The following is a 20,919-nucleotide window of genomic DNA, read 5'->3' as shown; positions in this document are numbered from 1 at the left end:
GATATGATCTAAGGAAACACACTCTCTTTTGTTGGGAAAAATCCCATACCCAACGCTACAAGTATTGTTCAGGAAAAATGAGTATAAATACACCAAAAGAACTCATGAAGGAAATAAAAATTCATCCGGAGAATTTTTATTTTATACATTATTCATGCCAAAACCTAAATGATGAAAATGCGTCTCTTTCTCCAAGAATTACATCGATCGTAGTATCACATTATAGTACGGGACAGACCGTAAGCTTCTCGACCCATTCGGTGGCGGAAACGCTCGGTATTTCTAGAGATAGTGTAATCGAAAAATTCGATGAAATTGAAAAAGAACCATTAAAAGAATTTTACGATTTTGTTCGAGATAGGAGAGATAAATATTGGATACACTGGAATATGAGAAATTCTACTTATGGGTTTGAACATATCGAACATAGATATCGAGTTTTAGGCGGCACAAATGCCCCTGTTATTCCTGTTGAAAGAAGAATAAACTTAAATGACATTTTTGCCTCTTATTATGGATCTAATTACGCGAGCCATCCAAAACTCACAAACTTAATGGAGTTAAATGGAGGAATACACAGAGATTTTTTGGGAGGAGCAGAAGAAGTACAAGCATTTGCAAATAAAGAATTTCTACGGATGCACAAATCTACTTTATGTAAAGTTGGTGCGTTTCATTCATTTTTACGAAAATTCACCCAAGGAAAATTAAAAACAAAATCCAAAGGGTGGGGGATTTTTCTCGATGGCTTATTCGATGGACGAGTAGCTAAAGGAATAGCCTTTGTTACAGGCATAATAGGCGTTCCCGGGGCAATTATAGGATTTTGGGAACCAATTAAAAATTGGGATACATTGGATATTGAATTCAGTAAAATAAGAACTATCTGTGCCAATTTTTGATGCGATGCATCATGATATACTATTCACTCAGAAATTATTCTTTATATATCTTTCTATCGTAGATGATGCCTCGTTTGCTACATCACACAGCCAATTCAACCTCGCTGTGGTCAAACCAACCTTGGCGGATTACGTGGTTTCGGACCCCCTCAGGGTTCGAGGTATAGGCAACCAGGCAGAGCGACTGCTCCGCTCGACTGCAGGTGACGTAGAATAAACGGCGGGTAGACGCAATTGTGGTGTCCTCCCCCGCGCCACTGAACAACTTCTCATATTTGAATAAGAAACCCCTTGCCTCCGTATCATCCATGATCACGAGCACACGGGGGAATTCCAGTCCCTTCACCCCCTGATGCGTGTCGAACGTTGCCTGATGTGTGACATACTCAACGTATGAACGAATTTGGTCAAACGGCACTCTGAGGAACTGCTCGATCGCTTCGTCCCTTGCTGAGCGATCATCCTCCTCATTTTCTTCCGAAGGAAGCTTGGAAGTTTCCTTTCCAATACTGGAGTACAGAGCTTCAGGAATTTCGAAAAGGCCGCTACTTGCAATTTCTTGGAGCAAGTCGCCGAAAGTGGCGTTGTTCGCCTTCCCTTTCTCCTGTAACGCCGCCACGGCAGCATGAACCATAGACAGATGGGCTGCTTCATCCACAACTGTACGCAACACCTTCGCGCTAAGAAGCGGCGACAATGTTCGCACGATGCGCGCAATTGTAAACTTGTCTTCTCTCGCGTCGATGAGCGGTAGGATTTTACCAGAAAATAGGCTCAGTATTGGCAAAGACCCATCAAGTAGTCCGGTTCGGAATGGATTGAAAGTTTGTAAAGAGCTGAATAGTTCGTCAAATCCCAGACGGCGGGCAGCCATTCGGTGTTCAAGGATCAGATCCTTTGAGCCGCCTTTCTCAATCCATTTCTCGTCGCCCGTTGCGCTAGCCATCGCTGCGCGTATGCGCGCTTCCACTGCTGGCTTGTTTGGTGTGGCCGCCGGCAGAATGAACATGCGCACAGAGCCTTCGATAGCTCTGCTACACGGCACTTGCTCCTGACGATCTGTGGCCTGCCGAATTTTATTGAGGAGCCGGATCACTCGTCGCGGACAACGGAAATTAAGTTTCTTGACAGGCTTTATCCAGTCTGGAGGTAGTTCCTCTCCAAGCTTGGCTTTTCCATCCCCATAAATGCGTTGCATCATGTCGCCCAGGAGCCCTAATGCAATACGTGTTGGATGAGTCGCCTGAAGAGCGAAAAGAGCATCGACGATGTGTCGATTAGTATCCTGACTTTCATCGACAAGAATAAAAGGATAGCCATCCTTCAGAATGTCTTGCATCGCCGGTTTAGTGCGGATGAAATCACTACTTATCTCCAGCACCTCAGCGTGACTCAGAGAATCCTGCCCCCGATTATCTGTGTCGGGGCTGTAAACAAATCGGGTTATCGTATCAAGACGCATCAGCCGACTGGTCTTCGCCGCAATGTCGGCCTGTCGATCGATCGAAGCCTGTGACCCAGCGCGTCCCCTTGCTTCTTTGGCTCGTAAATCGTCGATATCAGCCGCCAGTGCGTGCCTGAGCCAATCACGAATATCGTGGTTGAAACCTTCTATCACTGACCATGCAAAAGCGTGAATGGTTGAAACGGCGATAATCGGATCGAATTGAGTGCGGCGGATAATCTCATCGCGTGCGGCCTTGGTGTAGGTTATGACTGCGACACGCCGATTATGCAAACGGAGTTCATGTGCAAGGTTAAGTCGTATATAGTCGAGCGCCTTGACAAGAGATCGTGTTTTTCCAGAACCTGCGCCGGCAAATAGAAAGAAACTCTTGGGTTCAGTCAGACTGAGGCAACCGACAATCTCGTCATCAACGTGATTATCAAGCGAATCTATGCCTGCTGGGACAATAGTGCTCATGCTGCTACCGCTGCAGCCGTAGCTGCCGTAGCTGCCGCCTTCGGTGCCAGGTCGTTTTCTTTGCGCTTAAGTTGCTCAATAAGCCACTTAAGTCCGTAATCAATATAAGTAGGCACTATCAACCTATCGACATCATCCGAATAAAGAAGTTCCAGAGCAAAGTCAGCCTTGTCACCACTTCCAATAGCTTTACGAACTTTTTCGGTTAGGTCGGTGAGGTCGGTCGCACCGTCAACACAACGTCGGAAGCTTCCCGCGATTCCAGTTCCCGCACGCCCCTTAAAGAAGTCGGTATTCTGATAAAATAACGCGTCTTCAAAGGTATACGCCAACGCTTCGCTTGTCACGCCTTTGAAGGTGACCGTGGTAGGCAGTTGATAGGCTGCGCGAACAGCGAAGCCACTAGCGTAGACAGTCTCCTTTTTACCTTCCGGTAAATCTAGAAGCGTATCAACATCCACGATTTTTGGCACCCAGGAGCGTAGCGTTTCGTTACGAGCCTCTTGTTTGCTGGAACGCGCTACGGGGACGGCGACATTGCTAGTCGCATCTTTTGCATCCAAATCGGTGACGATCAGCGTCGAAAGACCTAAATACTCAATGAGCTTTCTCAAGCGGTGCGCATGACTCCCACCGATTTCTAACCAAGAGATATAGCATCTGCGCAGATAGTCGTAAGCCTCTCTTTCTTCTACAAAGTGGGGAACAAGGATGCGCTCCGCAGAGCCTTCAATCAGGACTGCGCCATCAGCGAAGAAAAGATCGCAATGCGTTGCCTTAAGATACCTGCTGACAAATTTGCCCGTTTGGTCGCCCGGCCCAAAAACGGCACTCAGATTGACTACGCATGCCGTCGGCACAGCAGTCTTGGTCATTACCGGCAAACGACGAAAATACCGCAGCGACGAAAATTCGCTCGCGTGGGCCACGTGACTTGAATGAGTACTGACCACCAACTGCGTGGTTAGGCCTCCATCTTCCTTTAGATCCTTATGGTTTCTCAGCACTCTGTAAGCGTGCTTGATGAATACTTGCTGCACTTGTGCATGCAGATGAGCCTCAGGTTCTTCTACCAAAACCAGGTGAAGCGGGGGGGGGAGCGGTCAGCGTCGCACTTTCGCCACTGGAAGCCTTGCCCTCCTTCATCCAGCCGTCACGAAAGCCCATCAGGGCGAAAACCATCGATACTAGATTCTGGTAACCCAGACCGTTCGAATCTTCCGGCAACCGAAGAACCGTACCTCCCGTAGATGCCACGACGTACTGCACAGCTGACGCGTGGTTCAAACCGTCCTGAATACGGAAGTTCGTAGCAATAGTAAGCTTCGGGTCTGTAACACCGGGATATCCGAGTCCTTCAAGCTCTCCGAGGGCCTTTTCGAAACAGTGGGTCAGGCGAGCATCAAAAACCCCACGAGCATTTTCGAGCGCGTAGAGCGCCTCTATGTCGGAAACAGCTGGGGTATCCTGCGGATCTAGGTGCCTATCGTAATAAGTCCGTAGCTGAGTTGAGAGTTTTCTGCTCATACGGCCGTCGACTTGGGCACCAGTCGCCTCTCCATCGCGAGACGATCTAGACGCTGATATTTGCCCAAAGCCACGCTGGGCACTAATCTCATCAATCTGTATCAAACCATCGAGTGGATTTCCGTCAACGGGTTCGCTCGCTGCGGCAATATCCTGAGGTCTTGCTACACCATCGACCGGATCCACCAGTTTGGTTGGATCGAGGAGATAAGCACGGACTTTGAAATGGCGCCCCATGCGGCGATCTAGGTAATCGATCAGATTTTGCGGCCATAAGCTTACACTCTTGCTGGCGCTGCCGGCAATCTGAGCAGCCTTCAGTGTTTCAGCAGATTTGATACGGGCCTTGAGAAAATCGGCCTGGAGAGCGGAAGGGTCCTCAGGTTCAAATCTCAGCCGGACGCCAAGAAGGCCCCCTCTCCATTCGAGCGTGGGGATGAGCTTCTGCACATAGTGAAATTCACCACTTGGCACCGCTAACCAAATATCAAGGAACGGAACAACCTCAGTCAGAGAAGGATCAGGCAGTTCAGCACTTACCGCAAGTGCCGCTTCCCAACAAGCCCCAGCGTCGTTTATGGCCTTCCAGTTACAGAGCGTGAAATCGTTAATCGAAAATAATCGCTGATCTAATAAAAAGCGACGCAGTGCGGTCATAGCAGAAGTCTTACCGCTATTATTAGCTCCAACGAAAATCGTTTTATCTTTTGCGAAGTCCACACGAACTGAGAATAGTTTGCGGAAATTGCCGATCTCGATCTGATGGATATGCATTGTCTTCTCCCCGCAGCACGGTAGAGGTCGCGAGGCAGAAAATCAATTACAGCACCGAACACACGCTAATTAGTCATAGAGGCATTGAGTGGTCCTTACGCGCAAAGAAGCTTCTCTCTGCGCGAGCGAGCACAATCAGCAGATCGCGCCGCCTCGGTACCCTAACCCGCAGGACGCAACAGCCGTTCCCGGCCAGCGCCTTCAAAGGCGAGGAGGCGGAGACGTCTCACTCATCCGTACTACTGGAAGAACGGCATTCCCGCATCGTGCATGATCCACCCTGCCCCTTCGTGACGCCGCAGTAAGCAAGTATTTGTACGACGCGCCTGTATCAGGGACTACCCATAACTACGATTCCGTACGCTGGAGCACTCAGGATTACGCTTTCGCACATTGCGTATTTCCATTGAAATAACAGTCATCTGTCCAGATCGTGTGCCTGTTTTCCTTGCCTTACGGTCGGAAGAGAGCAACGATGACGGACAGACCTAGCCAGTCCATTGCCCCGGCGTATCGGCCACCCGAGCCCGAGTTGCGGCTCGTCCTGCGCCCCAACACTCCTGACCCGCGCCTGATAGCGCTGGTCCGCCTCATGGCCCGTCGCGCGGCGCGGGACTGGTTCCGGTCGCAGCAACAGGAGCAGCGCCGCCGCTCCGGACCGTAAGGGATACCTCACCATGAAGGTCGCGCTCTACGCCCGCTATTCCTCCGACAACCAGCGCGACGCCTCGATCGCCGACCAACTTCGCGTCTGCCGCACCCACGCGGAGAAACAGGGCTGGAGCATCGTCGAGGAGTATACCGACCACGCGATCTCTGGCGCCTCCCTGATGCGGCCTGGTATCCAGGCGCTGATCGCTGATACGCAGCGCGGACGGTTCCAGATCGTGCTGGCCGAGGCGATGGACCGCCTGTCCCGCGACCAGGAAGACATCGCCGGCGTCTTCAAGCGCATGAACTATGCCGGTGTGCGGATCGTCACCCTTTCCGAGGGAGAGGTGTCGCATCTGCATGTCGGCCTCAAGGGCACGATGAACGCCCTGTTTCTGAAAGACCTGGCCGAGAAGACGCATCGCGGCCTGCGAGGCCGGGTCGAACAGGGCAAGTCCGGCGGTGGCAATGCCTACGGCTATGATGTCGTGCGCAGACTCGACGCCAATGGGGAGCCGATCCGGGGCGACCGCACCATCAATCCAGCGGAAGCCGACGTGGTCCGTCGCATCTTCCGCGACTTCGCGGCCGGACTGGGACCGCGCGCGATCGTCTTCCGCCTCAATGACGAAGGTATCCCAGCACCGGGCAGTGGTGCGTGGGGCTTCTCGACCATCAATGGCAACCGGCTACGCGGCACCGGTATTCTCAACAACGAGATGTATGTAGGCAGGCTGGTGTGGAACCGCCAGCGCTTCATCAAGGATCCCGACACCGGCAAGCGTCAGGCCCGTCCCAATCCGGACTCCGACTGGGTGATCCAGGAGGTGCCGGAACTGCGGATCGTCGACCAGGAACTATGGGACGCGGTCAAGGCACGACAGGCCAGCGTCAGTGCCAGCCGCGACACACGCGACACCTCATCCCCTGACCATTTCCGCGAGAAACGGCGTCCCCGCTATCTGTTCTCCGGCCTGAGCAAATGCGGCTGCTGTGGTGGCGGCTATTCCATGATCTCCGGCACCCTGCTGGGCTGCTCGACGGCGCGCAACAAGGGCACCTGCCACAACCGCACCAATACGCGCCGCGAAGAACTGGAGCGGCGCGTCCTCGACGCCCTGCGTCACCATCTCATGGACCCCGACCTGTTCGCCGAATTCTGCACGGCCTTCACCACCGAGATGAACCGGCTGCGCATGGAAGCATCGGCCGACATCGGCGCAGCGGAATCAGAACTGAAGCGGGTCGAGCGCGACATCCAGCGGCTGATGGATCTCTACCTCTCGGAAGGCATCTCGATCGAGAGGGTCAAGGAGCGCGGATCGAAGCTCGAAGCCCGCAAGGCGGAACTGACAGAGTTCCTCGCGACAGCCGAGGCACCCCCGCCCCTGCTCCATCCCCAGATGGCGGAATTCTACCACCGGCAGCTCGCGCGCCTGCATGACATGCTGCATTCCGAGCTGGACGAGAAACGCCAGGAGGCGGCCGAGGTGATCCGCTCGCTGATCGAGGAGATCATCCTGACGCCATCCGACAAGGGGCTACAGATCGACGTCCGGGGCGATCTGGCTGGCATTCTGACGATGGCGTCGGGTAGCGGACAAACAAAAACCCCAGCCCGTTTCCGGACTGGGGTTCATGATGCGTTCACATCGCAAGTTCAGATGGTTGCGGGGGCCTGCTTCCCCTGCTGTCATAAGCCGACTTTCCTTCTTGCTGCTGACGTCATTTGCAACATCGAGAATGCCCATCAGTTCGCCGCGTAATGTAATATGAACTTCTCCTCGCTTCTCGCCTGGCGTGAAAACAATCCCTCCTATAAGGGAGCGCAAAGCTTCGGTTGCTTCCTTTCCGCCGTCCGGATCGTCCAGCGCCTCGGTGAACCGCTCGACGTTCCGCCGATAGTGACTGGCAATATCCGGATGCACATTGGGAACATCCGGCGGGGCCTCACCCAGGCGAGCCACTATGTCCGCCTTCTGACCCTCAAGGCTGGCCAGTCGTGCCTTCATCGAAGACTGATACATCCCGTCCTCGATTGCCGACATGATTCCGGCAATAGCTCGCTCGATCTTGCCCAAGGCCTTACGATCAGCAGCACTCTGCACATGCCAGGTCTGGTTAAGACGCTTTACTTCCTTTGCAAAAGCCTGAACGGCCTCGGAAGACACCAGACGCTCTTGTAGCCCAGAAAGAACCCGAGCCTCGACCTTTTCACGCACGATCGTCCGGTTATTATCGCAGGTGCCCCGGCGAGAGTGGTTCAAACACCCAAACCGGCCATTTACGATGATCCCAATCTTTCCACCGCAACACCCGCATGAGAGCAACCCTGACAGGAGCGACATCGGCCGGTTTGCCTGGTGCAACCGCCGCGCTCGGCCTTCCCGCGTATTCGCAGGGCACGGACCGATTTTGGCGGCAATCTCCCTCTGTCGCGCCCGCACGGCTTGCCACAGATCGTCAGGGACTATCCTGAGTTCCGGCACTTCGGTCCTGATCCACAGGTGTTCTGGATTGGGCCGGGAAACGCGTTTTTCGGTGATGGGGTCCTTGATGAAACGTTGCCGATTCCACACCAGTACTCCCGCATATAATTCGTTATTCAAAATGCCGGTTCCACGCGACACATGCCCCCGGATGGTCGTGTCACTCCAGGCGCGCCCTTTCGGACCAGGAACCCGTTCCCCATTTAATTCCACGGCAATGGACCGGGGGCTTTGCCCGGCGGCGAAAGCTCGAAAAATACGACAAACGACTTCAGATTCCTCAGTTATAATTTCCCGATCACCCCGGACTGGCTCGCAGTTAGCGTCGAGCTTTTTTATTGCCCGATAGCCGTAGCACAGACCTCCTCCAGACTTGCCTTTCATCACCCGGCCCAAGAGACCACGGTGTGTGTTCCGGGCAATAGTTTTGATGTACAGAGCATTCATCGTTCCCTTGAGACCAACATGGAGTTCGTTGATTTCCCCCTCCACCAAAGTAATGATGGCGATACCCTCAAAGGAAAGACGCTTGAATAGTGTCGCGACGTCCGCCTGGTCGCGCGAGATACGATCCAGCGCCTCAGCCAGTACAACGTCGAACACTCCAGCCTGCGCATCGCGCAGGAGGGCCTGAATGCCAGGCCGTAAGGCCATTCCCGAACCAGAAATAGCAGCATCATGATAACTACCGACCACCGCCCACTTCTCACGCATCGCGTGTTCCTCGCACAGCCGGAACTGATCTTCGATTGAACTGGCGCTTTGTTTATCAGTCGAATACCGCGCATAGTATACTACACGTGTCATTCTAGCAGTCTCCTTCCAGCGTTTCCTTGATTTTCTGTGAATTATCAGACGAAGAGCAGTTATCATTTGCCGCCCGATATGACGCGAAATATTCACGGGCCATTCTCCTGCCTATAAGATTGGCCACGGCAAAGACCGCTGCTTGAGCAGCTTTCTCGACACCTTCCGGTGTCAGATTGTCATTCGCGGCAGCCTGCTTTCCCCTGTCTGGAGCGCATGACGCCACTATTGCACACCGGACTTTGGGAGTTGCCGAAAGGCCCGCTACCTCAATTTCATATGCCACGAAAAAGTGATCGAAAATTCTTAATATTTTTTGTCTTTATTTTCAGCATATTGCGCGTTTTTTCGCGACTATTGGGTGCTATGGAACACCCCATCGAAGAATCGAAATTTAGAGCAAACTCCGAACCTCTGAAGAGACGGGCCAGCCGTCATGGGCTGACCCGTGTCACCGGATAAACGCTATCCGCTAATGTCTCTTTTTTCTTTCGGTAATTCATTCTTAAACAGGAATGAATTATGCATTTTTTGCCCGCTCAATAGCCTGACGAACCCGCTCTGTCTGCGCAGACACATTGCAGACCTCGTCGATATGGATCACCTCTACAGGTGCGACCCCCATGTAGCGCATCAGACGCTCCTCAATGCCCACCCGGAATTTCTCAGCATTTTCAGAGACCGACTGCCCTGCACTTGTTACGGTCCCGGCGACCTCAATGTAGACTGTTGGGTGTCCTTTGAAATACAGACCGAAGTCGGCAAATCCTCTGTTTCCCAGTTCTCGAATGGGTGGCTGAACCATAATAGTGAGGCCGCTCTCCTTTTCTTCCAGCAAGCGCCGATAAACAGCCAGTTCCACAATGGAGCCGATCCGGTAGTTATTGACGCGCACCTGCTCCTGCCAGGCAGGGAGATCCCGGTAATACGCTGCCACACGCTGACGAAAGGTGCGCCATAAGGCCTTGTCGCGGTTATATCGGGCAACCAGTTCGTGGCCTCCATCACAGAATTCCAGCATCTGCGGCGTCGGCGTCACCAGCAGATCATGAGAAAGCTACGCGTAACGCTCAATGTCGTTCGGGCGGAAAAAACCAGTGAACATCCAGGCTGGAAGAGCATTATTAAAACGATCATTGTTCGGTAAAGAGGGTGTCATTTGAAGTGTCCGTAAGGTGGACGCACGTTCCCCATTGCTCAGCGAGCATTCTGAGAAGATGCGTGTATTATGAAAAGGGAAAGTTAAGCTGTAGCGATCGTGCTACTCATTCGCAGCATGGATTGCAGTCATTGCGGGAAGCGGCATCACCACCCAGCACCCTATTGGCAACCAGCCTGACCTTGTGGCCAACCATGCGCGTCAGAATGACCACGCCTTCCATGACACTGTCATCCACGTTACCGGCAAGTGACTCACTGACGGCAAAATCAAGCAGCCGGTGCAGGGCGACAATTTGCATGAGGTCCACCTCGGTGGCGGACGAAATCGTAGTGCGATCAGACATTGTTTTCTCTCGTTCAAAGCATGAAGGAACGAGACGCCCCACCCCAATCCTCACTCCCCAACGATACAGGGAACAAAATCCTCTGGGGAATTTGGGGTCGTGCGCCTCACAACGCCCAGCCCGAAAAAATGACACCGTCACCCCCGTCATCAGGGCGCACCGCAGGTGCAAGAGACCCGAAATCAGAAAAAAAGAGCGGCTTTGATTTTTGCTTCGCAAAAATGCCGCGATAGAACGAAAAAAACTTAGCGATTTCATATGCATACGGAGTGTGCATATGAAATTGAGGTAGCGTGCCCACACACGCCCCAAAACCGGGACACACCGGGAAAAGGAAAAATGGCTGTTTTCTGCCGTTTTCCATGCATCATGACATCAATGACGGCTTGCGTGACACCTGTCATGACGGCAGATATGACAGGTTCTGACAGTGTCACCGAACGCATGACACGGTCCGAGATGGTGTCATGACGCCGTCATTCCGGCCTCTCGGAGAGCACCGACGGTGCGATAGAAATGACATCACAGTGACACCTTACATGACGGTGTCATCTCGGACGAGATAGACCCTCCCTCCCGATTTTATTTGCACCAAAGGCGATGGAAGAATTCTGTTGACGCCGCTCTTTGGATTGAATACCAATACTGCATGAACAACGATGGCGCACACAAAACAGATCTGTCAGCAGTCACGACCATCTCGGCAGGCCACCCGTTCAGAGGACGGATTGACCCTGTTGAAGGGGTTGAAACGGCTGTCGTGCAGATGCGGGACACGTCCTCTTCGGGCGTGGACTGGACGTCCTGCGTGCGCACCGAAGTGGCCGGACGACGTGAGCCGGACTGGTTGCGTTCGGGGGATATTCTCTTCCCCGCCCGGGGCAATGTGTCACAGGCGGTTCTGATTGATGAGCACATCGGCAGCCTTCAGGCCGTCGCTGCTCCGCACTTCTTTCTTCTACGTGTGAAGCGGTCCGACATGCTGCCAGCCTACCTTGCATGGTGGCTCAATCAGGAACCGGCGCAGCGCCATCTGGAGCAGAACGCCCAGAGTTCCACTCTTGTGCGCAACATCGGCCGCCCGGTGCTGGAGAGCGTGCCAGTGGTACTGCCGTCTCTCCACCAGCAACACCAGATTGCCGGTCTGGCCAGTGCCATGCAGCAGGAAGAAGCCCTCCTGCGCCGCCTGCACCAGACCAACCAACAGATCATGACAGGCCTTGCCAGAAACCTTCTGGCGGCCTGAAACTTCCCCATCATTTGAAACAGGACCCGATTTCGTGACCGAGCAGATTACCCAGGACACCATTAACAAGGCGCTATGGAGCGCCTGCGACACTTTCCGGGGCACTGTCAGCGCCGATACCTACAAGGATTACGTGCTGACCCTGCTGTTCCTGAAATACATCTCCGATGTGTGGCAGGACCATTATGACCGCTACAAAGCAGAGTATGGTGATAACCCGGACCTGATTGCCGCTATGTTGCAGCAGGAGCGGTTTGTGCTGCCCACGGGCGCGGATTTCTACACCCTGTATAAAGAACGCAACACGCCGGGAAATGGTGAGCGGATTGATAAAGCCCTGCATGCCATTGAGGAAGCCAACGGCACCAAACTGAAGGACGCGGGCAAGAGCGTCTTTCAGGACATCAGCTTCAATTCCGACCGTCTGGGTGACGAGAAGCAGAAGAACACCATTCTGCGCCACCTGCTGGAAGACTTCGCCAAACCCACCCTGAACCTGCGCCCCTCCCGCGTGGGCGATCTGGACGTGATCGGGAACGGCTATGAGTTCCTGATCAAGAACTTTGCCGCCAGTGGTGGCCAGAAGGCCGGTGAGTTCTATACCCCGCCGGAAGTCAGTGAACTGCTGGCCCGCCTGCTGGCCCCCCAACCCGGCGAAACGATCTGTGACCCAACCTGCGGCTCCGCTTCCCTGCTAATGAAGTGCGGACGGCAGGTGGCGCAGAACCACAAGGGCAGCAAGGACTACGCCCTGTACGGGCAGGAAGCCATTGGCTCCACATGGTCCCTCGCCAAAATGAACATGTTCCTGCATGGCGAAGACAACCACCGCATTGAATGGGGCGACACCATCCGCAACCCCAAGCTGCTGGATGGCAAGGGCCACCTGATGCAGTTTGACGTGGTGACGGCCAACCCGCCCTTCAGCCTCGACAAATGGGGACATGACGAAGCGGAGCATGACCCGTTCCATCGCTTTGCGCGCGGTGTGCCACCCAAAACCAAGGGCGATTACGCCTTTATCCTGCACATGATCAGCACCCTGAAGGCCAGAACGGGCCGCATGGGGGTGGTGGTGCCGCATGGCGTGCTGTTCCGGGGCAGTTCGGAAGGCAAGATCCGCCAGAAGCTGATCGAGGAAAACCTGCTGGATGCCGTGATCGGCCTGCCGGAAAAGCTGTTCTTCGGCACGGGCATCCCCGCTGCCATTCTGATTTTCCGCAAGGACCGCAAGACAAAGGACGTTCTGTTCATTGATGCCAGCCGGGAGTTCAAGGCAGGCAAGAACCAGAATGCGCTGAGTGAAGACAACATCACGAAGATTGTGGACACCTACCGCGCCCGCAAGACCGTGGATAAATACGCCCATATCGCCACGCCGGATGAGATTAAAGAGAACGACTACAACCTGAACATTCCACGCTACGTCGATACGTTTGAGGAAGAAGTGGAAATCGACCTCAACGCTGTGCGGAAAGAACGCGCCGGGATCAAGGCGGAACTGGCGACGCTGGAAGCGCAGATGGACGTTTATCTGAAGGAGCTGGGTTATGCTTCCTGAGGGGTGGCGGCTATCGTGTCTAGGAGATGCTTGCTCCGGCGCTCTCCAAACTGGCCCTTTCGGTAGCCAACTTCATGCACATGAGTATACCGATCATGGCTACGCGGTACTTATGCCAAAAGATCTGATCCATTATCGCGCCAATATTGAGACTGCAGCAAAAATTTCTAGAGAGAAATCCACTGAATTGAAGCGCCATCATCTTATGGTGGGCGACATACTATTTAGTCGACGAGGAGATGTCGCACGTTTGGCGTTAATAGATGAACGCTCGGAAGGCTCTTTATGTGGCACGGGATGCTTGCGCGCACGCCCTTCATCAAAAGCTTTTTCGGAATTTCTATTCTTTTTTCTTCAATTACCCACAATAAAATCATGGCTAGAACATAATGCCGTTGGGCAGACCATGCCCAACATGAACACCGAGATATTATATGAGCTTCCTTTGATCCTCCCCCCCCTCCCCGAACAGAAGAAGATCGCGGCGATCCTCTCGACGTGGGATCGTGCGATTGAGGGTTTGGGCCAGCTTCTGGCCAACAGCCAGCAGCAGAAAAAAGCCCTCATGCAGCAGCTCCTCACAGGCAAAAAGCGCCTGCCGGGGTTCGAGGGGGAGTGGGTATGGAAACGCTCTAAAGAAATATTCAAAAGTGTTTCAATCAAGAATAATCCAACAGCCTGTGAACTACTTTCTGTTACCCAAGATCAGGGTGTCGTTCCACGTTCATCATTAGAGCGGCGCGTTGTCATGCCAGACGGCAGTGTGCAAGGATATAAATTAGTAAACCCAGGAAATTTCATAATAAGTTTGCGATCATTTCAAGGTGGATTAGAATATTCTTATTATCGAGGATTAGTCAGTCCAGCATATACAGTTATTGATAATAAAATTGAAATAGAAAACGAATTTTATAAGTTCTACTTCAAATCTTATGATTTTATCGGCCACCTTGCCGTAGCAACAATAGGCATTCGTGACGGCAAGCAGATTAGTTATGAAGACTTCTCCTTCATTAAACTTCCATATCCTCCCCTCCTCGAACAACAAGCCATCGCTGCTGTCCTGGCTACAGCAGACAAGGAAATCACCGCCTTTGAATCCGATCTCACACGCCTGCGTCAGGAGAAAAAAGCCCTGATGCAGCAGCTTCTCACCGGCAAACGCCGCGTGACAGTCGATTAAGCCCTTTCAGTTCGCAGGATATTTGAAAACGATGGCCCCCGCTCCGAAATTTCAGGAAGAATACAGCGCCAAACTGCCCGCATTGGCCCTGCTCAGCACCCTCGGCTGGCGGTTTGTGCCGCCGTCACAGGCACTGGCCTTGCGGGGCGGCAAACAGAATGCGGTGGTGCTCGACACGCTCCTGCGGGCGGAATTGAAAAAGCGGCGCTTTACGTTTGAAGGACAGGACCACGCCCTGTCCGATCAGGCTATTGAGCGGCTTGTCTCTCACGTCACGCACCCGGATTTTGTCTCCGGCCTGCGGGACGCCAATGACAAGATGACAACGCATCTGCTGTTCGGCATCGCCATCACCGAGTTCATTAACGGGCGCAAGGCCAACCCGACCATCGCCCTCATCGATTGGCAGAACCCGGAAAACAATAGCTTCACTTTTACCGAAGAATTCAGCGTCCTGCGCACGGACCAGACGCAAACGCGCAGGCCGGACATTGTATGTTTCGTCAACGGTATTCCGCTGGCGGTGATTGAGGCCAAGCGCCCTGATGGTCAGCCCGGCAAAGGCCCGACCGTGGACGCCGGAATTTCCCAGAGCCTGCGCAATCAGCGCAAAGATGAAATCCCGTACCTGTTCGCTTACAGCCAGCTTCTGCTGTCCATCACCGGGCATGACGGCCGCTATGGCACCTGCGGCACCCCGAAGAAATTCTGGGCGACCTGGAAGGAAGAGGACATCTCGTCCGGCCGTATGACTGATCTGAAGAACACGGCGCTGTCTGCCACGCAGAAGGACGCACTGTTTGCCGAGCGCAAGGCGTCCGACCGCGTGTGGTTCGAAGACTGGGCGTCCCGTCCGCTGGAAGTCACGGATCAGGACCGGCTGCTGATCGGCCTGCTCTCACCCGAACGGTTGCTGGACATGGCGCGATACTTCACGCTGGTCGACCGCAAGGCAGGCAAGATCGTGGCCCGGTATCAGCAGGTATTTGGCATCAAACGCCTGCTGGAACGCATCCGAACCCGCCGGAGTGATGGCGGCCGTGAGGGTGGTGTGATCTGGCACACCACAGGGTCGGGCAAGTCCTTCACCATGGTATTCCTCAGCCGGGCGCTGATTCTGGATGATGACCTCAGGCAATGTCGCATTCTGGTGGTGACGGACCGCAAGGATCTGGAGCGCCAGCTCAGCACCACCTTCTCCACCGGTGGGGAGCTGGCAGACAAGAAGGACAAGGCGGAAGCGCTCGCCACGTCAGGCCGCCGTCTGGCGCAGCAGATCGGGCATGGGCAGGAGCGGATTATCTTCTCTCTCATCAACAAGTTCCACACCGCCACGGGCTATGCGGAATGCCACAATGACAGTGCAGATATTATTGTGCTGGTGGATGAAGGCCATCGCAGTCAGGGCGGTGAGAACCATGCCCGCATGAAGCACGCTTTGCCCAATGCGGCCTTCATTGCCTTTACTGGCACGCCGCTGCTCAAAGGAAGCGAGACCACCAGCCGGTTCGGCAAGATCATCCATTCCTATACCATGCAGCAGGCGGTCTCGGACGGCACGGTGACACCTCTGCTGTATGAGGAGCGCAAGCCCGATCTGGAGGTGAATGACCGCGCCATTGATGCGTGGTTCGAGCGCATTACGCAGGGGCTGACGGAAGAGCAGGTCACGGACCTCAAGAAGCGCTTTGCCCGCGCCAATCAGGTGTACAAGGCTGATGACCGCATCCGGCTGATTGCCATGGATTTGGCCACGCATTTTGACAACAACATTGATAAAAACCTCAAGGGCATGCTGGCCTGTGACAGCAAGCTCTCCGCCATCCGCTACAAGCAGTATCTCGATGAGGTCGGGTTGTTTGAGAGCGCCGTGGTGATGAGCCCGCCCGACACGCGCGAGGGCCATTCCGAGGTTGATGACCGCAAACAGCCGGAGATCCAGAAATGGTGGGCCGAACATGTCGGCAGTGAGAGCGAGGAAGATTACACGCGGGACGTGATCGAGCGGTTCGAGAAAGACCCGGACCTCAAGCTGATCATTGTGGTGGACAAGCTGCTGACAGGCTTTGATGAGCCGAAGAATGCGGTGCTGTATATCGACAAGCCGCTGAAGCAGCACAATCTGCTTCAGGCCATTGCGCGTGTGAATCGCCTGCATGACCAGAAGAAACATGGGCTACTGATCGACTATCGCGGCATTCTGGCGGAGCTGGACACCACGCTGGCGCGGTATGACGAACTCGCCGCCGAAAATGTTGGTGGGTATGACCCGAAGGACATTGCCGGTCTGTATAGCCAGATGAGCACGGAATACCGGGAACTCCCTGCCCTGCATAAAGCGCTCTGGGCCATTTTTGAGGGCGTGAAGAACCGGAGCGATATTCAGCAGCTTCGCATGGTCCTGATCCCGCGCATGGTGGAGGAGCATGGCCAGATGGTGGACGTGAACCTCAAGCGGCGGGATGATTTCTATGAAGCGCTGACGAAGTTTGCCGCCTGCCTGAAGGTGGCCTTGCAATCCGTGGCGTTCTTTGAAGATACCAGCTTCACGGAGAAAGACCGCACCATCTACAAGGAGACGCTGAAGCAGATGAGCAGCCTGCGCCAGATGGTGATGCAAGACACGGGCGAGACGGTGGATTTTGACCAGTATGCCGAACAGGTCAAGAAGCTGCTGGACCGGCATGTAGCGGGCGTGCGTGTCCATGAGTCCGAAGGGCTCTATGCGGTGGGTAGGATGGGCCAGAAACCGGATGAGACACCGGAGAACTGGACCGAGGAAAAAACCCGCAACGAGACCGATCTGATCCGCACCCGCGTGACGAAGATGATCGACCACGAGATGCAGGATGATCCTTATGCGAAAGAAGCGTTCTCCGCCCTGCTGCGCAAGGTGATCGAAGATGCGGAAAGCCTGTTCGACCATCCCCTCAAACAGTTCATGCTGTTTCAGGAATTTGCGGAACAGGTTGCGGAACGGAAACTGGAGAACATCCCGTCTGTTTTTGACGGGCATCGCCATGCGCAGGCCTATTATGGCGTGTTTCTGAAGACTCTGGCGGCCATCTTCAACCATAAGCAGACGGACGAAGAAAAACAGCGCTGGATTGATCTGGCGTTTGAAGTCGACACCATTGTGGACAAGGCCGTGCGGGAGAACTCGCTCAGCCGCCCGGATATGGAAAAAGCCGTGCGCAAGGAACTGCTTCCCCTCCTGTTCAGCACGGGCCAGAAAGCGGGCTTTGGCGTGGACAAGGCGCAGGAGATCATTGAGCAGGTCATTCAGATCATGCGGGCTGGGCCTGCTGACGCGCTACATAGCTGACCATGGCTGAACGGGTTCTGACCTATGACGGGGAGCAGATCCGGGTAGAGCTTCTGCCCCGCGCGCGACCTGGCACGATACTCCGCATCAAGGTGCATCCCGACCTCACGGTGCAGGCTGTTGTTCCGGAAGGCACATCTGACGCGGATCTGGAGCGGGCGTTACAACAGAAAACCCGCTGGATCTGGCAGAAGCTGCGGGACTTCAAGACTGTTCAGGCCCATGCCACGCCGCGTGAGTATGTCAGCGGGGAGAGCCACTTCTATCTGGGACGGCGGCATCTGCTGAAAGTGCATCACCACCCTGAAGCGCCTGAAACCGTGCGCATGCTGCGCGGGAGGCTGGAGGTCTCCGTACGGGAGCGCCATGCCCTGCGAGTACAGAAGCTTCTGGAAATCTGGTATTTTACACGGGCGCAGCAGGTCTTCTGCCATCGCCTGACTGCACTCCTCCCCACAACGCTGTGGGTCACGACCCCTCCTGCTCTGAAGATTCAGGTAATGCAGACCCAGTGGGGCAACTGCTCACCGGGCGGTACCGTCACGCTGAATCCGCATCTGGTGAAAGCCCCGCGTGACTGCATCGATTACGTGATCCTGCATGAGATGTGTCATCTGAAGGAGCACAATCACGGAACTGCGTTCTGGACACTTCTGGGACGCATCATGCCAGACTGGGAGAGGCATAAAGCCCGGCTGGACGAAATGGCGGAGATGGCGCTCTCCTACTGACACGACAGCTATGGGGGGAAGCGGATAGTCTGTTATCGGGAGGGGATGACCGAAAGCAGCCATTCACAGCACTCACGTGAATGGCTGCTACACGACCAAATCACGACATTCTGCGCTCGACCACAGATGGCCGTTTATAACTGAACCGGTCATTCTAACTCAGCAAGGGAACTCTGGAAGCTCACCGCTTTCCACGCTAAATTCGACGCCGATTAATGATTTTAACTGGGGCCGAGCATTGTTTCAAACCGAATTGAGCATCGTCGACAGAAAGCGCTTGATAGCCTTATGCCGGACTGCAGTCGCAAATTTCAACGCTGGAGATTGGCAGACACTTGGCGCCCACACGGGCCAAATGAATATAATAACTGGTCACGAGCGGTTGCTGCGAAGCCTAAGCTTCAACGACCCGGACTATCCAGGCAATGCCCATGCCGTAATGTTCAAACTGGTCGAAATCGACACAGCAAATCTCAGCGTCATCGCAGACTATATCGCCAGCATCTACGGGGAGGATGGCGAAAGCATATCGACCGCAGCGGGTCGTAGCCGCTCGATCATCTTCACCCCTAGCGTGTTCGAGGCTCCCGAAGGCGGGGTCGAGGCAGATCTCATCGCCGTGATGACCCCATTTGCACCGCAGTTCGAGGCCGTCTTCGACGCAATCCGGAACGCGGCCTTGGCTGCGGGCTTTCGGACGCTGCGCGCGAAAGATATTTGGCAGCATTCGGCGGTGATCCAAGACGTTTTCAGCCTTATTTTCAAGGCGCATATCGTCGTTTGCGATTTCACCGGCAAAAACCCCAATGTGTTTTATGAAGCGGGTATTGCTCATACGTTGGGGAAGCACGTCGTACCTATCACACAGTCGGCCGCCGACATCCCATTCGATCTACAGCACCATCGCTATCAATCATATTTGAACAACGCCGAAGGGCGTAGCGATCTCCAGAGCGCGCTTTCCGTGCGGTTCCGATCGTTGCGATTGAGCAGATAAGATGGCTTCGCCGATCCCAATCCTTTGCCGCAATAATGCTGGGACAGGATTCCTGCTTACTGATGTAAAGGATGTATGGTTGGTGACATGCGTCCACCTCTTGAGTGGGCTGAAAGAGACGCCATTAATCGATACCATATTCACAGGCGCGGAGATGCGCATCGTGCAGACGTCAAGTGTGATACCGCTGTTTTTAAACGATCAACGGCGCTTTTCCGTTGTGATCAACGAAACGACGGGGAACTTGGTCGATGCCATAGCCATAAAGCTCAAGCCGCACGAAATTACGAGTCTCACGAGTTTTGGTATGTTCGAGATTGGGTCAATCAAAACGACAGAGGTAGGAGAAACCGTCACCGCCAGCGGATTCCCCGACTTGGGAAAAAAGTTGGGGAGCGGTATCAACACTTTCGATCCGATTGTTGTTCAGTATCAAGTCGATAAGGTCCAGGGCCTGAGCATCCGACTCTCAACGCTTGGCGCTGAGGGTCTATCGGGTGGTCCAGTAGTCGGCGAATCAGGGCTGGTCGGTATTATGCATGGAGATGTCGGCGACAGCACCGCTATGACGAACGCGTTAGTGATCTCTCTGGACGTGGTTGGCGAACAACTCCTCCGGTGATGGCCCAACATGCGTGCCGCGCCTACCGGAGCGTGGCCCGTTCTCGCTCAGGGCCTGCGCGCATCGGAAGATCGATTCTGCGGCTGTAATGCAAAGCCGGGAGGCCGGACTCGCTGTCTGTGATCGTCACGGGTGCGCTATCGAAAATCACGGTGGCTACCCGCTGCGAGACAAAATTTTCCGGGGCGATCACAGCCTCGACATGGATCATCGGGATGCGGGCGCCAGTCAGACCGTTGGCCATCTCGTTGAGAGCGGCCACTTGGGTCGACTTCGCCAAACCTTTTCCCTGAAAGGCCTCCGCCACGGCGTATCCGACGTTGAAGCAAGGGTGACCTTCGATCATGTCGCTATGGGCGAACATGACCAATGTGCTCAGCGTCCTTCCCTCGACGCGCATGTAGTTGAAACGTGCCCGGCCGTTGGGTTCGTCGCACGCGAACATGAGGGTAGGATCGATGCGCCCTGGTTCGACAGGAATCTGCCCGCACTCGAACGCATGCTGAAACAGCCTAAGTGCATTTGTCGGATCCGTCATCCTCGCCATTGTTTCGATTTCCAATTCTTTTGTTGGCATAGCGTCCCAGTATTGGCGCGCCACTCCACTAATTATATTATTGTTTTCAATCACTCTGTCACGAAGAAGAATTTCTTATTGTATTGCAAGGCTCAGTA

17 protein-coding genes and 2 pseudogenes are annotated in these 20,919 nt (G+C 54.3%); 10 read left to right on the top strand and 9 right to left on the bottom strand.

Annotation, left to right across the window (positions count from 1 at the left end):
• The first annotated feature begins 77 nt into the window (after nt 1-77).
• Nucleotides 78-902, top strand: a complete 825-nt coding sequence (locus GOB81_RS12730; RefSeq protein WP_198912118.1) for a hypothetical protein — start codon at nt 78-80, stop codon at nt 900-902.
• Nucleotides 903-984: 82 nt separating this feature from the next.
• Here GOB81_RS12730 and GOB81_RS12725 read toward each other — a convergent pair whose 3' ends face one another.
• The 4 genes and pseudogenes from GOB81_RS12725 to GOB81_RS17500 all read right to left on the bottom strand — a co-directional run bounded on the left by GOB81_RS12725 (nt 985) and on the right by GOB81_RS17500 (nt 5,127).
• A complete protein-coding gene (locus GOB81_RS12725; RefSeq protein ID WP_173570800.1) occupies nt 985-2,826 on the bottom strand; it encodes a UvrD-helicase domain-containing protein in 1,842 nt (613 codons plus the stop codon).
• Nucleotides 2,823-3,701, bottom strand: coding sequence for a TOPRIM nucleotidyl transferase/hydrolase domain-containing protein (locus tag GOB81_RS17505; RefSeq protein ID WP_242010256.1), 879 nt, complete (start codon nt 3,699-3,701; stop codon nt 2,823-2,825). The genes GOB81_RS12725 and GOB81_RS17505 overlap by 4 nt, the downstream gene beginning before the upstream one ends.
• 108 nt (nt 3,702-3,809) lie before the next feature.
• Nucleotides 3,810-3,866 (bottom strand): annotated as a pseudogene (locus GOB81_RS18040) (hypothetical protein); the annotation flags it as partial.
• Nucleotides 3,867-3,885: 19 nt separating this feature from the next.
• On the bottom strand, nt 3,886-5,127 hold the full coding sequence (locus GOB81_RS17500) for an AAA family ATPase (protein WP_198912116.1): 1,242 nt from the start codon (nt 5,125-5,127) through the stop codon (nt 3,886-3,888).
• A 475-nt stretch (nt 5,128-5,602) separates the two neighbouring features.
• Here GOB81_RS17500 and GOB81_RS12715 point away from each other — a divergent pair, with 475 nt between their 5' ends.
• Together GOB81_RS12715 and GOB81_RS12710 are read left to right on the top strand one after the other, a co-directional pair.
• Nucleotides 5,603-5,791, top strand: a complete 189-nt coding sequence (locus GOB81_RS12715; protein WP_082781640.1) for a hypothetical protein — start codon at nt 5,603-5,605, stop codon at nt 5,789-5,791.
• A 13-nt stretch (nt 5,792-5,804) separates the two neighbouring features.
• Nucleotides 5,805-7,544: a recombinase family protein gene (locus GOB81_RS12710; protein WP_242010255.1), complete on the top strand. Its 1,740-nt coding sequence runs from the start codon at nt 5,805-5,807 to the stop codon at nt 7,542-7,544.
• A gap of 429 nt (nt 7,545-7,973) precedes the next feature.
• Here GOB81_RS12710 and GOB81_RS17725 read toward each other — a convergent pair.
• From GOB81_RS17725 to GOB81_RS12690, 4 genes and pseudogenes are all read right to left on the bottom strand, one after another.
• A pseudogene (locus GOB81_RS17725) lies at nt 7,974-9,074 on the bottom strand (recombinase family protein); the annotation flags it as partial.
• 520 nt (nt 9,075-9,594) lie between these two features.
• Nucleotides 9,595-10,113: a hypothetical protein gene (locus tag GOB81_RS12700; protein ID WP_242010254.1), complete on the bottom strand. Its 519-nt coding sequence runs from the start codon at nt 10,111-10,113 to the stop codon at nt 9,595-9,597.
• Between the two features lie 226 nt (nt 10,114-10,339).
• Nucleotides 10,340-10,579: a hypothetical protein gene (locus tag GOB81_RS12695; RefSeq protein WP_173570799.1), complete on the bottom strand. Its 240-nt coding sequence runs from the start codon at nt 10,577-10,579 to the stop codon at nt 10,340-10,342.
• Between the two features lie 106 nt (nt 10,580-10,685).
• The gene (locus GOB81_RS12690) at nt 10,686-10,943 is read right to left on the bottom strand and encodes a hypothetical protein (RefSeq protein WP_173570798.1); all 258 of its coding nucleotides are present in this window, start codon (nt 10,941-10,943) and stop codon (nt 10,686-10,688) included.
• A gap of 285 nt (nt 10,944-11,228) precedes the next feature.
• On the opposite strand from GOB81_RS12690, the gene GOB81_RS12685 reads away from it, so the two are divergent.
• The 7 genes from GOB81_RS12685 (at nt 11,229) to GOB81_RS12655 (ending at nt 20,244) form a co-directional block, all read left to right on the top strand.
• The gene (locus tag GOB81_RS12685) at nt 11,229-11,825 is read left to right on the top strand and encodes a restriction endonuclease subunit S domain-containing protein (RefSeq protein WP_173570797.1); all 597 of its coding nucleotides are present in this window, start codon (nt 11,229-11,231) and stop codon (nt 11,823-11,825) included.
• 34 nt (nt 11,826-11,859) lie between these two features.
• Entirely contained in the window at nt 11,860-13,386 is a 1,527-nt protein-coding gene (locus GOB81_RS12680) for a type I restriction-modification system subunit M (RefSeq protein WP_173570796.1), read from the top strand.
• Entirely contained in the window at nt 13,376-14,569 is a 1,194-nt protein-coding gene (locus tag GOB81_RS12675; RefSeq protein ID WP_173570795.1) for a restriction endonuclease subunit S, read from the top strand. The genes GOB81_RS12680 and GOB81_RS12675 overlap by 11 nt, the downstream gene beginning before the upstream one ends.
• Nucleotides 14,570-14,600: 31 nt before the next feature.
• Nucleotides 14,601-17,894 carry a type I restriction endonuclease subunit R gene (locus GOB81_RS12670; RefSeq protein WP_173570794.1) on the top strand — a complete coding sequence of 1,098 codons (3,294 nt, stop codon included), beginning with the start codon at nt 14,601-14,603 and terminating at the stop codon, nt 17,892-17,894.
• A gap of 2 nt (nt 17,895-17,896) precedes the next feature.
• Nucleotides 17,897-18,625 (top strand): M48 family metallopeptidase, encoded by a 729-nt coding sequence (locus tag GOB81_RS12665; RefSeq protein WP_173570793.1) that lies wholly within the window; start codon nt 17,897-17,899, stop codon nt 18,623-18,625.
• Nucleotides 18,626-18,701: 76 nt separating this feature from the next.
• Complete coding sequence (locus GOB81_RS12660; RefSeq protein ID WP_338421362.1) at nt 18,702-19,622, top strand: hypothetical protein; 921 nt, start codon at nt 18,702-18,704, stop codon at nt 19,620-19,622.
• 1 nt (nt 19,623) lies between these two features.
• On the top strand, nt 19,624-20,244 hold the full coding sequence (locus GOB81_RS12655; RefSeq protein ID WP_173570791.1) for a trypsin-like peptidase domain-containing protein: 621 nt from the start codon (nt 19,624-19,626) through the stop codon (nt 20,242-20,244).
• A 22-nt stretch (nt 20,245-20,266) separates the two neighbouring features.
• Here GOB81_RS12655 and GOB81_RS12650 read toward each other — a convergent pair whose 3' ends face one another.
• A complete protein-coding gene (locus tag GOB81_RS12650; protein ID WP_173570790.1) occupies nt 20,267-20,821 on the bottom strand; it encodes a GNAT family N-acetyltransferase in 555 nt (184 codons plus the stop codon).
• Nucleotides 20,822-20,919: the final 98 nt, after the last annotated feature.

This window comes from Acetobacter conturbans, assembly GCF_011516755.1.
In the GTDB taxonomy this organism is placed as follows: Bacteria; Pseudomonadota; Alphaproteobacteria; order Acetobacterales; family Acetobacteraceae; genus Acetobacter; species Acetobacter conturbans.
This window is presented reverse-complemented; position numbering and strand designations above follow the sequence as displayed.

Excerpts from the sequence above, each read along its gene's own strand:
- GOB81_RS12690 (WP_173570798.1), bottom strand. The coding sequence starts at position 10,943 with ATGGAAAACGGCAGAAAACAGCCATTTTTCCTTTTCCCGGTGTGTCCC.
- GOB81_RS12695 (WP_173570799.1), bottom strand. The coding sequence starts at position 10,579 with ATGTCTGATCGCACTACGATTTCGTCCGCCACCGAGGTGGACCTCATG.
- GOB81_RS12665 (WP_173570793.1), top strand. The coding sequence starts at position 17,897 with ATGGCTGAACGGGTTCTGACCTATGACGGGGAGCAGATCCGGGTAGAG.
- GOB81_RS12710 (WP_242010255.1), top strand. The coding sequence starts at position 5,805 with ATGAAGGTCGCGCTCTACGCCCGCTATTCCTCCGACAACCAGCGCGAC.
- GOB81_RS12725 (WP_173570800.1), bottom strand. The coding sequence starts at position 2,826 with ATGAGCACTATTGTCCCAGCAGGCATAGATTCGCTTGATAATCACGTT.
- GOB81_RS12715 (WP_082781640.1), top strand. The coding sequence starts at position 5,603 with ATGACGGACAGACCTAGCCAGTCCATTGCCCCGGCGTATCGGCCACCC.
- GOB81_RS12650 (WP_173570790.1), bottom strand. The coding sequence starts at position 20,821 with ATGCCAACAAAAGAATTGGAAATCGAAACAATGGCGAGGATGACGGAT.
- GOB81_RS17500 (WP_198912116.1), bottom strand. The coding sequence starts at position 5,127 with ATGCATATCCATCAGATCGAGATCGGCAATTTCCGCAAACTATTCTCA.
- GOB81_RS12685 (WP_173570797.1), top strand. The coding sequence starts at position 11,229 with ATGAACAACGATGGCGCACACAAAACAGATCTGTCAGCAGTCACGACC.
- GOB81_RS17505 (WP_242010256.1), bottom strand. The coding sequence starts at position 3,701 with ATGACCAAGACTGCTGTGCCGACGGCATGCGTAGTCAATCTGAGTGCC.
- GOB81_RS12675 (WP_173570795.1), top strand. The coding sequence starts at position 13,376 with ATGCTTCCTGAGGGGTGGCGGCTATCGTGTCTAGGAGATGCTTGCTCC.
- GOB81_RS12730 (WP_198912118.1), top strand. The coding sequence starts at position 78 with ATGAGTATAAATACACCAAAAGAACTCATGAAGGAAATAAAAATTCAT.
- GOB81_RS12670 (WP_173570794.1), top strand. The coding sequence starts at position 14,601 with ATGGCCCCCGCTCCGAAATTTCAGGAAGAATACAGCGCCAAACTGCCC.
- GOB81_RS12655 (WP_173570791.1), top strand. The coding sequence starts at position 19,624 with ATGGCTTCGCCGATCCCAATCCTTTGCCGCAATAATGCTGGGACAGGA.